The sequence below is a fragment of the Acinetobacter sp. Tr-809 genome (assembly GCF_011753255.1).
GTDB lineage: Bacteria > Pseudomonadota > Gammaproteobacteria > Pseudomonadales > Moraxellaceae > Acinetobacter.
In genome coordinates, this window is sequence record NZ_VWVZ01000002.1 from 14,005 (window position 1) to 26,169 (window position 12,165).

Annotated in this window: 12 protein-coding genes; 10 read left to right on the forward strand and 2 right to left on the reverse strand. The window is 40.0% G+C overall.

Going from position 1 to position 12,165, the window contains the following annotated elements; translation table 11 throughout:
- Window positions 1-8: 8 nt before the first annotated feature.
- The 3 genes from F3J02_RS04200 to F3J02_RS04210 are packed head-to-tail and all read left to right on the forward strand — an operon-like array spanning window position 9 to window position 4,982.
- Complete coding sequence (locus F3J02_RS04200) at window positions 9-1,673, forward strand: OmpP1/FadL family transporter (protein WP_323127319.1); 1,665 nt, start codon at window positions 9-11, stop codon at window positions 1,671-1,673.
- Window positions 1,673-2,947, forward strand: a complete 1,275-nt coding sequence (filE, locus tag F3J02_RS04205; RefSeq protein ID WP_167248365.1) for a putative pilus assembly protein FilE — start codon at window positions 1,673-1,675, stop codon at window positions 2,945-2,947. The genes F3J02_RS04200 and filE overlap by 1 nt, the downstream gene beginning before the upstream one ends.
- Window positions 2,948-2,966: 19 nt before the next feature.
- A complete protein-coding gene (locus F3J02_RS04210; RefSeq protein WP_167247885.1) occupies window positions 2,967-4,982 on the forward strand; it encodes a hypothetical protein in 2,016 nt (671 codons plus the stop codon).
- A 37-nt stretch (window positions 4,983-5,019) separates the two neighbouring features.
- Here F3J02_RS04210 and F3J02_RS04215 read toward each other — a convergent pair whose 3' ends face one another.
- On the reverse strand, window positions 5,020-5,568 hold the full coding sequence (locus tag F3J02_RS04215) for an NUDIX hydrolase (protein WP_167247886.1): 549 nt from the start codon (window positions 5,566-5,568) through the stop codon (window positions 5,020-5,022).
- A gap of 129 nt (window positions 5,569-5,697) precedes the next feature.
- Here F3J02_RS04215 and F3J02_RS04220 point away from each other — a divergent pair, with 129 nt between their 5' ends.
- The 7 genes from F3J02_RS04220 to fghA all read left to right on the forward strand — a co-directional run bounded on the left by F3J02_RS04220 (window position 5,698) and on the right by fghA (window position 11,792).
- Window positions 5,698-6,303: a CoA pyrophosphatase gene (locus F3J02_RS04220; protein ID WP_032864536.1), complete on the forward strand. Its 606-nt coding sequence runs from the start codon at window positions 5,698-5,700 to the stop codon at window positions 6,301-6,303.
- A 23-nt stretch (window positions 6,304-6,326) separates the two neighbouring features.
- Window positions 6,327-6,854, forward strand: coding sequence for a gamma carbonic anhydrase family protein (locus F3J02_RS04225; protein WP_167248366.1), 528 nt, complete (start codon window positions 6,327-6,329; stop codon window positions 6,852-6,854).
- Window positions 6,855-6,985: 131 nt separating this feature from the next.
- Window positions 6,986-7,684 (forward strand): tRNA (adenosine(37)-N6)-threonylcarbamoyltransferase complex dimerization subunit type 1 TsaB, encoded by a 699-nt coding sequence (gene tsaB, locus F3J02_RS04230; protein ID WP_167247887.1) that lies wholly within the window; start codon window positions 6,986-6,988, stop codon window positions 7,682-7,684.
- Between the two features lie 8 nt (window positions 7,685-7,692).
- Window positions 7,693-8,514, forward strand: a complete 822-nt coding sequence (locus tag F3J02_RS04235) for an undecaprenyl-diphosphate phosphatase (RefSeq protein WP_167247888.1) — start codon at window positions 7,693-7,695, stop codon at window positions 8,512-8,514.
- Window positions 8,514-9,323, forward strand: a complete 810-nt coding sequence (locus F3J02_RS04240; protein ID WP_167247889.1) for a class I SAM-dependent methyltransferase — start codon at window positions 8,514-8,516, stop codon at window positions 9,321-9,323. The genes F3J02_RS04235 and F3J02_RS04240 overlap by 1 nt, the downstream gene beginning before the upstream one ends.
- A gap of 209 nt (window positions 9,324-9,532) precedes the next feature.
- The gene (locus tag F3J02_RS04245; RefSeq protein WP_167247890.1) at window positions 9,533-10,978 is read left to right on the forward strand and encodes a C13 family peptidase; all 1,446 of its coding nucleotides are present in this window, start codon (window positions 9,533-9,535) and stop codon (window positions 10,976-10,978) included.
- The gene (gene fghA / locus F3J02_RS04250) at window positions 10,947-11,792 is read left to right on the forward strand and encodes an S-formylglutathione hydrolase (protein ID WP_167247891.1); all 846 of its coding nucleotides are present in this window, start codon (window positions 10,947-10,949) and stop codon (window positions 11,790-11,792) included. Before F3J02_RS04245 ends, fghA begins: the two co-directional genes overlap by 32 nt.
- A gap of 28 nt (window positions 11,793-11,820) precedes the next feature.
- Here fghA and F3J02_RS04255 read toward each other — a convergent pair whose 3' ends face one another.
- Complete coding sequence (locus F3J02_RS04255; protein WP_167247892.1) at window positions 11,821-12,099, reverse strand: DUF2218 domain-containing protein; 279 nt, start codon at window positions 12,097-12,099, stop codon at window positions 11,821-11,823.
- Window positions 12,100-12,165: the final 66 nt, after the last annotated feature.

Genomic DNA, 12,165 nt, shown 5'->3' on the forward strand with positions numbered 1-12,165 from the left:
TAATAATGGTGAAACACCTTAAATTATGTCCATTAACGATAGCAATTTTTTTTGCTGGGCTATCGAGTGCTACTCATGCGCAACTCGGACAAGACTTATCGGTAGATTTACGCTCCTTGGCATTAGGTAATGCGGTTACAGCTGACCCGCCTGGAATTAGCGCAGTTCACTTCAACCCTGCAGCACTTGCTAAGCTCGATGGGTTACAAACAGATGTGCAAGGGATTCTGGCTAATTTTGCGATTAAGCGAGATTATGCAGCACCAGCGGGTTATAACGTTTTTGGCTATTCAGATGACCCCTTAGTCTGCAATGATGGTCCAGAAATCGACGCTAATATTTGTACTGATTTTAAAGGGACTGTGAGTGGTGATGTTGAGTACGCTAGTATTTACGTCCCGGTTTTAAAGAAAATTGTAGATTTAGGGCCTAACTCACCATTGGTTGCTCCTACAGCAGGTATTTCCTATAAGCCACCAGGTTCAAAAGTAACTTATGCGACGGCTGTATATGCACCCCTTGTGGCTGGTTTTGGTGCAGAAGATGGTAATCCAAGTAACTATATGGGACAGCAGGTTGCGTTAGAGCGTATTACTTATTTGTCACCTTCATTTGGTTATCAGGTAAATGATAATTTATATCTAGGGGCATCATTTGGAATGTCCTACCAAGCGATTGCCATGAAAACTGACTTACGTTTCCCTAATGAACTCATTGGGGTGTTGCGTATGGTAGATGAAGTTGTTTGTGGGCCATTTAAACAGAATGGCGACATTATTACTGACCTTTTACTTTTTGGTATATGTAATGCTCAACAAGGCATGGATCCTTTTAGTAAGGTCGGTTCTTTAGATGTTTCTTTAGAGCAATCATTAAGCCCAAGTTATAACTTAGGCTTGCTTTGGGAACCTACCGACGATTTTAGTTTCGGGATGGTGTATCAAAGTGAAGCGAAGATGCGGTTAAAGGGTAAATATTTAATTAATGTTGCCGAAGCACCACAACAATTAATTGCTGGGTTGAATTCATCCGCTACGGGTCAAATTCTAGCTGCAATTTTAGGTTTTCCAGGCTATGCACCTCCAGTAGAGTCTGGTTTACTTGCAATGGATTTTAAATATCCGCAGCATTTTAAAGCTGGGATTAAATATAAAATATTACCTGATCTACAAGTCAATTTTGATTTGGGGTGGACTGATTTCTCGGCATGGGATAAGTTTAGATTCGAGTTTGATCGGCAAATTTCACTATTAAAAGTTGCAAAGCTTTTATCTAATGATGTAACAGACCGCTCACTATCCTTACCGTTGAAATTTCAGTCTTCTTGGCGTTGGGGAATTGGTTTTGAGTATTCCGCAACTGATCGCTTGAAACTCCGTATGGGTTATGAACCACGTACAAGCTCGATCCCTGATGATAAACGAAATACCATGGTGCCGATTAATAATGCACAATTATTTGGTTTAGGCGTTGGATATCGTTTTGATCAGGATACAGACTTAGATTTGTCAATTGGTTTTTTACGTAGCCGCGATGATATTCCTGCGAATACAAGTAGCCTTTCAAACCAAACAGGGGTGAATAATTTATTATTAAACCCTTATGCTGGTTTGAACGTAAAAACGAATACAAAAGTAACTTTACTCGGGATTAACTACAGAACAAGATGGTAATGCAAAAAGAAAGGACTCAGCAATCGGCACTTGCTATTTCATTATTACTTTTAATGGTATCAAGTGTTTCGACTGTTTATGCGGATGGCTTTTATACGATTATTGGTCCAGATGGTCGGCCAATGGTTGTGCCTATGAAAATTGGAAAAAAAGAAGCAGAGCCACCTAAGCAGCAACAGGAAGCTCATGCTGAAAAAGCATCACAATCAATAATTACAAAGACCGATACCGTAGAGAGTGTAATTGTACCGATAGAACAGAAGAGAGTGGTAGAATCGCCTAAGCCACTTCAAACCAAGCAAGCCCAACAGAGTACAATTACAAAAAATATAATTGAGCCAGAAGTCTCACAGCCAAAAATAGAGCCCAAAGTTATTGAGCAAGCAGCTGATTCATCCAAAACAATGAAGATGGTCAATAATAAAGATTTTGAAGTAAAATCTTTAGTACCAACGAAAAAAATCGGTGAGACTCAGGCATCTTCAAACTCTTTGCCGAAAGGGATACCAACCATCGAAAAAGCACCAACAGTTGTAGAAAAAATACCATTAACTAATAGTGTTTCAAATTCTTCAAATGAAGCTAACTCAACAATTGGATTTAATAAAGTTGATGGTGTTGACTATGTCAATAATGAGTATTTAGAAAATCAAGAATTTAATTTGGATGGAAAAAAACGCTTTTATACTATGCCAGATGGTACAGGGCGTATGGAAACTATAGAAAGGAAAAAAGGGGTGAGTCGGTCAGTTCTTGATAAACTTCTAAATCGATCACAGCAGTCAATAGCTCCAATTGTGTTATCTGGTACTTATATCCGTTTATCGAGTGATGATCTCAAATCAGCTTTTGAAAATGACCGTTGTTTTTTAGATAGTTATAAAAAATCAATCAAAACTCTGACACTTAAAAAAGATATCGGATTGTGGCCCAGAAAACCGCTTAAGGAAAAATTTGAATATGATTTAGTCAAATTAGACCCTTCAATTCAATATATGCAAATTGATTCATATTCTTCCAATAATGAAAAACCAGTTTATTACTGGCCTTTAGTGGTATTTTTGGATGAAAAAGGTTGTATTGAAGAGGGTGTAAGTGGATTTAAAAATAGTAAAACTGCTGCGACAGTGTTACAACATTCAGGTATCCAAGGTGTGATAAAAGTACCTGTCGGTGCTCATTACATGATGATGACCCCATTAGCATCAGCAGTCGATGTTTCTGAACAAGAACTTTCTAATCAAGGACAGATAAAAATTTCTGTTTTACAGTAATCATGGATAGGATTAACCAATGATGAACAAAAAAATATTATTGCCATTTGCTCTTTCAACGTTGGCTATTTTTTTACATGGTTGTGGTGGTGAAAGTGCCAAAATCAATGAAGATCCAAATAAAGGTGTAAAAGGAGTAACGTCAAATACGAGTTGTGATGTTACTGCAACGGATTGTTTACAGTTCGTTTTGGATTACCCAGTGGCGGGTTTAAATTTTGATTGTAGTAGTGATAAAGTTAATCACTTTACTACAAAACTAGATAGCAATATCGTAACAGGTGCCTGTAAGTTAGGAGATACGGTAACTTTCTATCTACAAGGCGCTGACAGTCCGCGTAAAATTAGTTTAGGTGCAATTCAGTTAGATAAAATCACAAAAATGAAGATGGGAGTACCTGCACGTATTCGTATCATTGATTTGGCAATGGCTTTAACTGGACAAACACCTACTAGCTTAAGTATGAATGATGACACCATCATTGTAGCAATGGCTTTGGCTAAAATTTTCCAAAGTCAGAGTATTGCAGATGATTTAAATGTTATTGGTGATATACAACCAATTGAGTTCACTACTGAAAAGAAAAATACACTTGCTACTATAAGCCGCGATATTGGTGTTGCCGAACTAAGTAGTGGTGCATACGCCGAAATTCTAAAACCTTGGTTAGATGTGAGTAAAGTCAATAATGAACAGGCATTTTCTGTAGTTACTCAGCTGCTCAATTTAAGCCATGTAGGCGTGTGGTATGCAGAACTTCCTCTCTTTAAAGCAGGCAGCAATGGCGCTGTTGTTGAAGTTCCTAATGAAGGGAGTGGTGTATTTCCTGACGGCCTTTTTGGCTGTAATCGAGAACTTTATAAGGACTGCCTTGCTCTCGGTGATGATAAAGGTGCCAGTCTACGACATTCAATGGGGCGTTTTGAATTATTGACTGATCGTCAGGGTTACACAATTGGTTATGGTCAACAGTGGCGAGGAAGTCCTATTATTACCAATAGTATTGTATCTCCACCAATTGCATTACTAACAAATACTAAACCAGATAAGCTGCAGGTTAATGCGCAAAAAGATTGGTTTAATTTAATTAATCAAGAGGTTAACCAAAATCAACCTTTACGTTTCATGCTAAATAATAATTCAGCCGAAGATGTATTGATAACACAAGGTAAATTGATTAATGGAACCAATATTGCCAGTACAGAGGCTGTTTACAGACAGTTGACGAAAGCTAAATCCACAGACCCATTTAATAATGCAAAAGATTTAGGTTTATGGCGGCAAAGCGTCACAGGTGTAAATTATAAAGGTGTAACAGATGTCTTTAAGGTCAATCCAGCAAGTTACTTGCCAAAAGATGTCTTTACGACAGAAGCTAATGTCCGACCTGGACAGCGATATGCATTCCCTTTATATGCAACTTTAACTTTTACATTTCAGGATGCGACTATCGCACCGGTAGATTTAGGGGTTGTGATTGATGAACACGGTGATATTCGCACCGATATTAAAAAGGATGCAACTGCAACAGATATGTCCGGGAGTTGTGCTAAAGCAGAACCACAAGCAGATGGTACATATATTGATGAGTATGGTGTGACACAGTATCGAGTGGGAACAACGGGTGGGGCGCTTTATTCAGCCAATGATAAATCGATTACGGTGCGTATGATTTTTGCAAATCCAAAATTTGGCAATATTGACGGAGTACTGCTTGGTCTAAACTTTACCTCTTTAAATGGTCAGAACAATATTAGTGGTGCGAAAATTAATGTACATAACTTATTAAATGGCCAAGCAACAGGAATCAACCTAACCAACTTCTCTAATACCACGGCTTCTTGGTTAAATAATTATGGTTTATATCTGACAACTTATATTAATACTTATGATAAAGAAGGCACAGATAAGAGTAAATACGTTGAACCGACAGCACAAGAGCGTACATTATCTAAAGCTCGTCAAGGAACAGCGAGTATCCGAATTGCGGATCAAAAAATCCCAGCATGTAATGCCATTAAAATAAAGTCATAAGTAAAAAATAAAAAGACCGCAGATGCGGTCTTTTTATTTAGCCTGTATGGTCTAGTCTTGTTCCTAGCGTTTCTAAATGTGTTGGAAATTCGCCATTTTTACGATCAGAAAAATAATGTCTAAGTGTCTGTTCTACACTAGGAAATGCCAGTTCTGTCCAAGGGATTTCATGTTCTTCAAATAGACGACATTCAATGCTTTCTTCACCAGCACCGAACAAGCCCTGTTTTAATTGTGCTTTAAAAAGTACATAAATTTGTCCAATACGCGGAATATTATACATACAATATAGTTGTTCGATCTCAACTTCAGCCTCAGCTTCTTCGCGAGTTTCTCTTGCAGCACCTTGCTCCATGGTTTCAAAGAGTTCCATGTAACCTGCAGGTAAAGTCCATAAACCATAGCGAGGTTCGATTGCCCGACGACACAGCAAAACTTTATCGTCCCACAGTGCTAATGCGCCACAAATGACCTTGGGATTTTCATAGTGAATGTTGCCACAATGAGTGCAGACAAGTCTTGATTTATGATCACCTAGTGGAATTTTTGCTTCAGTCTGATGTCCACATGCAACGCAAAAGCTCATAATTATCATCGGCTGTAGAGATAGCTCAGCATAACTGAATTTTGATGACTTCGCATCATGATCTATGATTGCACTGAAAAATTCGGCTATGATGTTGATTAAGGAAAAAGAGAAAAAGAGAAGAGTCAGATGGAAGAACCATCGTTAATACAGCTTTTACAACAACGGTTGCGTTTTTCCAAACGAATCCAGCAGGCGGATGCTGCAGTTTTGATTGCAATTACCCAAGAAATTCAACCAAAAGTTTTACTAACCCGCCGTTCTATGCAGCTGTCTCAACATGCAGGAGAAGTGTCTTTTCCTGGGGGGAAACGTGACCCAAGTGATACCAGTAATATCGTCGTTGCTTTGCGTGAGGCTCAGGAAGAGACTGCGCTGAATCCATTTGATGTCAAACTTTTGGGTGATTTACCCATACAGCGTGCGCGAAGTGGTTTGTCTGTCAAACCCATTGTGGGCTTAATACCCGCTCAAGTCGATTTAATTGCTCAACCTACAGAAATTGATCGAATTTTTTTTGCGCCATTACAAGAGTTGATGGATGCTCCCCCTTTGCCTTATGAAGTTCGCTTGGCACGACAGTCGCTTTACTTTCCAAGTATGCAGGTAGAAAGTGAAATTGTGTGGGGACTTACAGCTCGCATGTTAATTTCTTTATTTCAATATGGGTTGGGCTATCAAAAAAATTGGCCATTCTTGGTGAATCCGCCTCATTTTGGTTTATCTAAATTCTAATTTTTTAAGAGTTATTTATCATGATGTATACCTATCAGGGCTTGAGTCCAAAAGCGTTACATGAACCTTGGGATGGTTGGGTTGCTCCAACAGCAACAGTAATTGGTCAAGCAGAATTGGGTCGTCAGGTGAGTATTTGGTTTGGTGCTGTGGTTCGTGCCGATAATTGTGTGATAAGAATTGGCAACTTTTCCAATATTCAGGAAAATGCAGTGCTGCATACCGATGCGGGTATTGAGTTAAATATTGGCGAATATGTCACGATTGGACATAAGGTGATGCTGCATGGTTGTACGATTGGTGATAATTCCTTAATTGGTATGAATGCTGTAATCCTCAATAATGCAGTGATTGGCAAGAACTGTATTATTGGCGCGAATGCACTGATTCCTGAAGGGAAAGTGATTCCAGATAATTCTGTAGTGATGGGGTCACCGGGTAAAGTAGTGAAAACGTTGGATGAGCAGGGCGCTGCCCGATTACGTTTAAGTGCCTTACATTATGCAGAGCATTATAAAAACTTCTTAGATTTAGAGCCGTTCCAGTTCTAATCATTTCAGTTTAATTAGCCAAGTTTATACTTGGCTTTTTTACGGCGATAAAAAGACAATAACTCGCCTATCGCGTTTGAGTGGAGTATCATACTCGACGTTTTTTATCTCTTTTTCGCTAAGGTTTTTGCATGAAGTTGCTTGCATTGGAAACTGCAAATGAGCAGTGTTCGGTTTCATTAATTGATGATACTCAAGAGCTGTATTTTCAGTTGGATGAGCGGACTAAAGCACAAACCCAAACGATTCTGCCTTTAACAGAACAAGCTTTACTACAAACAAAAACTCAATTGGCGGATTTAACCGCAATTGCATTTAGTCGTGGACCGGGCTCGTTTAGTGGTGTTCGTATCAATGCGGCTGTGGCGCAGGCACTTGCATGGTCTCAGGATTTACCAGTGATTCCTGTATCAAGTTTACAGGCTTTGGCACAGGCGGCCTATCGTCTCAATGGCTTAGAGCAGGTGACGGCCGTTCTCGATGCACGTATGCAAGAAGTCTATATTGCCAATTTTAGTCTTGATGAGCAGGGCATGATGCAGGCGATTGATGATGAAAAGTTATTAGGTTATGAGCAAGCGTCTGCATATTGTAAATTTACCGTAATTGGTTCTGGTTCAGAATTAATTAAGCCAACTGAAATAGACTCAGAAGCAGCTTCCAATGCGCACACGTTAAATGTAGACATCAAGGCAACAGCACAGGATATTGCAGCGATTGCACGCGTTTACGCTGCACAACAAAAATGGGTAGATGCTGAACATGCATTGCCAGTGTACTTACGTGATGATGCTTGGAAAAAAATTCCAGAACAAGGTAAGGCGAATTAAGGTTAATTATGGATCTTTTATTGCTATTTAAAGCAGCGATCATGGGTTTGGTAGAGGGGATTACTGAGTTTCTACCGATTTCAAGTACAGGGCATCTTATTTTAACAGGTCAATTACTGGATTTTTGGACTGTTGAAAAAAGAGATATGTTTGCTGTGGCTGTTCAGATTGGTGCGATTGCAGCGGTCATTTATGAATACTGGGGTAAATTGTGGGGGGCGCTGATTGGTGCACTCACAGGACAAGAGCAAGGCCGCCGTTTAAGCCTGAATCTGATTATTGCCTCGATTCCAATTGTGATTATTGGTCTGACTTTCGGTGATGTGGTCAAGGCTTATTTATTTAATGCGATTACTGTTGCAATAGCCTTGATTGTCGGTGGCTTTATTATTTTATGGGCAGAGCGTCGCCCACATCAGATCGTTACTCAAGAAGTGGATGATCTCAGTTTTAAACAAGCGACCTTAATCGGTTTGATTCAGTGTTTGGCTTTAATTCCCGGGACTTCTCGCTCAGGCTCGACCATTATTGGCTCATTATTCTTAGGCGTATCACGCAAAGCGGCAGCTGAGTTTTCCTTCTTTTTAGGGATTCCAGTGCTGATGGGTGCAGGCTTACTGGATATGTACAAGATGCGCCATGAGTTGCACAGTAATGATATGGCTGTGTTAGCTGTTGGAATCATTGTTGCCTTTGTTTCAGCTTTGGTGGTGATTCGCGCTTTGATCCGTTATGTATCTAAGCATGACTTCACCGCATTTGCATACTATCGTATTGTGTTTGGCTTATTTATCTTGGCAACATGGTGGACAGGTTGGGTGCATTGGTAATGCAAATGCGATGTTGGTATCCAGCGGAATGTGAGCAGCAATTTCTGCAATTGCAAACACGTTTGGCTGAGCTGAATGTACAGCTCAACGGGCAGGTGGTTGAAAAAATTAATGCACGGTTTTTACGTTTGAATCCTGACATGGCATTGGTTTTGGATGAAGATGGGCTCAGTCTCGCAGCCAATGGGATGAAAATGCAACCTGATTGGCGCGCGGAAATTCCTCGTCTAAAAAGAGCCAGTTTAAAATCTGAAATGATTGCCAGAGCCTGTCAACTGGGCGAGAAGCCAACATTAATTGATGCGACTGCTGGCTTAGGTCATGATAGTTTACTCATGGCATATCTTGGTGCAGATGTACGTTTGGTTGAACGTCATCCGATTCTGTTTGTGTTACTGGAATATAGTAAAGCCCATGCTGAGCAAGATCCTTTCCTACAAACATCTATGCAGCGGATTCAACTAGTCTTTGCAGATTCAAATACTTATTTACAGCAGTTGGGTCAGCAAGGCGAGCAGGTGGATGTGGTGTATTTAGATCCAATGTTCCCACAGCGTGATCAAAATCAGCAGGCTGTAAAGAAACAGGCACAAGTCAAAAAGCAGATGCAATTATTGCATATGTTATTGCCAGAAGATGGGGAAATGGATTTAGGTGATCAGCTATTGCATTTAGCGCAACAGATTGCCAAGCGCGTGATTGTGAAACGTCCAAGACATGCAGTTTATCTGGCAAATCAAACGCCTGATCATCAATGGCTAGGTGATGCATGTCGTTTTGATGCATATTTTCCAAAAGGTAAAATTTAACTCAAAATGAGATGATTGTTTGGCTTGCGTCAATGCTCAGTAAAGATTTGTGATATAGTGCAAAAGCATGATTGCTAAAAAATTCTTGTCGAGCTTACACTACAGTCGCGCATCGCGTTTTTTAGGAAAAGTACTGTCCATTCCATGACTAGAATGAGAATGGCATATTTTCAGTTTAGGCTTGAAAAGAGAAACTCCCGAAGAATTTTATGATAGACCTTAAACCCTCCATCAATATCTGGCATGATTTTAAAAGTAACCAAATTGCTGGAATGTGGTTGTTCTTGGGGTCTCGTCGCTCCTTACAGGTAGTACATCCTTCAATTACCCAACTCATTATCTGGGGTATTCTCGGAGGCTGTACTAACTCTTTGTATAGCTGGTTAGTGGCAGGTCAAGTCGGAGAGTTTAACTCGCAAGGTTTGATTGGTTACGCACTCTGGCCTTTTATTGCCCTCATTGTGGGTATTTTCCTTTCGCAACGTATGAACCAACCGCGTTTGATGTTGGTGCCTGCATTGTTGTGGTTAGTACTCGATACCAATATTTTGCTTTTACAATGCATCATTCAGTATCTTGGCTCAAACGGCTATCTCAACTTTATTCCTGATACTATTTATAACGGTTTCTTACCGCCATTGTTTGTTGGGCTATTTGTTTGGCAAAGTCTGGCTGTCATTTGGGTTTTTTCACGCGCCTTAAACTGGCCGTGGTGGGAACGTGCCTTAGTTTTTGTAGCAACCATTGCGACCATGGTGGTTTGGCAACTTTCAGTGAAAGATCAGCCGATTTGGAAAGTCGAAGAAACACCGCCTAGTTTTGCCGAAGATGCTTTCTACGCACAAAGCCATTTGCTAGATAAAGCACTTGATCAAATTCAATATGGTGATATTGCTAAAAGCCACTGGTATTTTATGGGCGTGGCAGGCGATAGCTATGTGGATGTGTTTAAATCTGAAATTGAGCGTATAAGAGAGCAGTTTGATACGCGTTTTGGAACATTTGGTCGTTCTATTATGCTGATTAATAATCCAGCGACGCGTTTAGAGGTGCCAATTGCATCTAAAACCAGTATGGAATTGGCTTTACGCCGTATTGGTCAGCAAATGAATCGTGATAGCGATGTGTTGTTTCTGTATATGACTTCACATGGTGAACGCAATCATTTTGAAATTGAAAATGCGCCCTTGGATTTAGGTCAAGTTGATCCAAAATGGTTAAGAGAAACACTGGATAAATCTGGGATTCGTTGGCGAGTGATCGTAATTTCAGCCTGTTATTCAGGTAGCTTTATTCCAGCATTGCAATCACCTGATACCTTAATTATTACCGCTTCTGCTGCGGATAAAACCTCGTTTGGCTGTAACAATGAGGCAGACTATACTTATTTTGGTCGCGCATTCTTTGATTTGGCAATGCGTGAACAATATTCAATGAAAAAAGCATTTGAGCAAGCCAAACAAACCGTGACCAAGTGGGAAGTGGCACAAGGTGTTGAGCCTTCTGAACCACAATGGTCTATGGGACGTAATATGGAACTCATGCTACCGCAGCTGGAGCCGTATTTATTCCCAACACAGAATATAGCAACCACAGATATTACAAAAACACAGGATGATGAACATGCAGCTACTGCAAAAAAATCGTTGTTTTGAGGGTGAGCAACGGATTTATCAGCTTGAATCTCAACATCTGAAAGGGACGAGCAAGGTTGGGGTATATTTACCACCTGCTGCCTTAGAAGGAAAAGCATGTTCAGCCTTGTTCTATCTTGCAGGTTTAACTTGTACTGAAGATACTTTCGCCATTAAAGCACATGCCCAACGGATGGCGGCTCGATTAAGTCTGATTTTGATTACGCCTGATACTTCTCCACGTGGTGAAGGTGTTGCACAAGGGGATCATTGGGATATTGGGCAGGGTGCAGGTTTTTATATCAATGCGACGCAACAGCCTTGGGCAGAGCATTACCAAATGGAATCTTATTTGGTAGATGAACTGTATGCGCATGTATTACAAGAGTTTCCAATCATGGAAAGTCAAATTGGTATCTTTGGACATTCGATGGGTGGGCATGGTGCTTTGACCTTGGCGTTTAAATATCCTGACCAATTTAAATCAGTCTCTGCTTTTGCTCCGATTTGTGCACCAAGTATTTGTCCTTGGGGCGAAAAGGCATTTAGCCAATATCTTGGAGCAGATCAACAGCAATGGTTAGCGCATGATGCGACTGCATTGGTTCAACAAAACGGCCGAATTTTCGATGAAATTTTGATTGATCAAGGTATAGATGATCAGTTTTATGATCAATTAAACCCTGAAAAGTTTAAACAAGCCTGCTTGGATGTTGGTCAACATCTGACTTTGCGTTTACATAAGGGTTATGACCACGGTTATTACTTTATTCAAAGTTTTATTGATGATCACTTACAGTTCCATGCCATACAACTGGAAAAAGTTGCAGGTTAAAAAAAGAAGCTCATATGAGCTTCTTTTTTTAATGATGCTGCCATTCAACAATAAATTCTTGTTGTGCCATACGATTTAAATGATCAATAACCACCTGTTCTAGACGAGCAACATCTTCTTGCTGATTTTCAATCAGCACATCTAAGTGTTGTTCATGTGGCGTAAGAGTTACCGTTGCTGTTGGCATGAAAATTTTTGAATGCAGCTCAGTCTCTAATACTTCAAATTTATGCTTCCAGTGATTCACTAAACGTTTACTGATCCGTTTTCCTTCATTTGTCGTGATTTTAGTGCTGCTATTGGTCATTCAAAGTCATCCTCTTGTTCTAACGATTAACATAGCAAAGCTTGCAACAGATAAAAATAGCCTAGA

Bases quoted from the DNA above. Each gene is read 5' to 3' on its own strand.
- filE (WP_167248365.1), top strand. From the start codon at position 1,673: ATGCAAAAAGAAAGGACTCAGCAATCGGCACTTGCTATTTCATTATTA.
- F3J02_RS04210 (WP_167247885.1), top strand. From the start codon at position 2,967: ATGATGAACAAAAAAATATTATTGCCATTTGCTCTTTCAACGTTGGCT.
- F3J02_RS04215 (WP_167247886.1), bottom strand. From the start codon at position 5,568: ATGAGCTTTTGCGTTGCATGTGGACATCAGACTGAAGCAAAAATTCCA.
- F3J02_RS04220 (WP_032864536.1), top strand. From the start codon at position 5,698: ATGGAAGAACCATCGTTAATACAGCTTTTACAACAACGGTTGCGTTTT.
- F3J02_RS04225 (WP_167248366.1), top strand. From the start codon at position 6,327: ATGTATACCTATCAGGGCTTGAGTCCAAAAGCGTTACATGAACCTTGG.
- tsaB (WP_167247887.1), top strand. From the start codon at position 6,986: ATGAAGTTGCTTGCATTGGAAACTGCAAATGAGCAGTGTTCGGTTTCA.
- F3J02_RS04235 (WP_167247888.1), top strand. From the start codon at position 7,693: ATGGATCTTTTATTGCTATTTAAAGCAGCGATCATGGGTTTGGTAGAG.
- F3J02_RS04240 (WP_167247889.1), top strand. From the start codon at position 8,514: ATGCAAATGCGATGTTGGTATCCAGCGGAATGTGAGCAGCAATTTCTG.
- F3J02_RS04245 (WP_167247890.1), top strand. From the start codon at position 9,533: ATGATAGACCTTAAACCCTCCATCAATATCTGGCATGATTTTAAAAGT.
- fghA (WP_167247891.1), top strand. From the start codon at position 10,947: ATGCAGCTACTGCAAAAAAATCGTTGTTTTGAGGGTGAGCAACGGATT.
- F3J02_RS04255 (WP_167247892.1), bottom strand. From the start codon at position 12,099: ATGACCAATAGCAGCACTAAAATCACGACAAATGAAGGAAAACGGATC.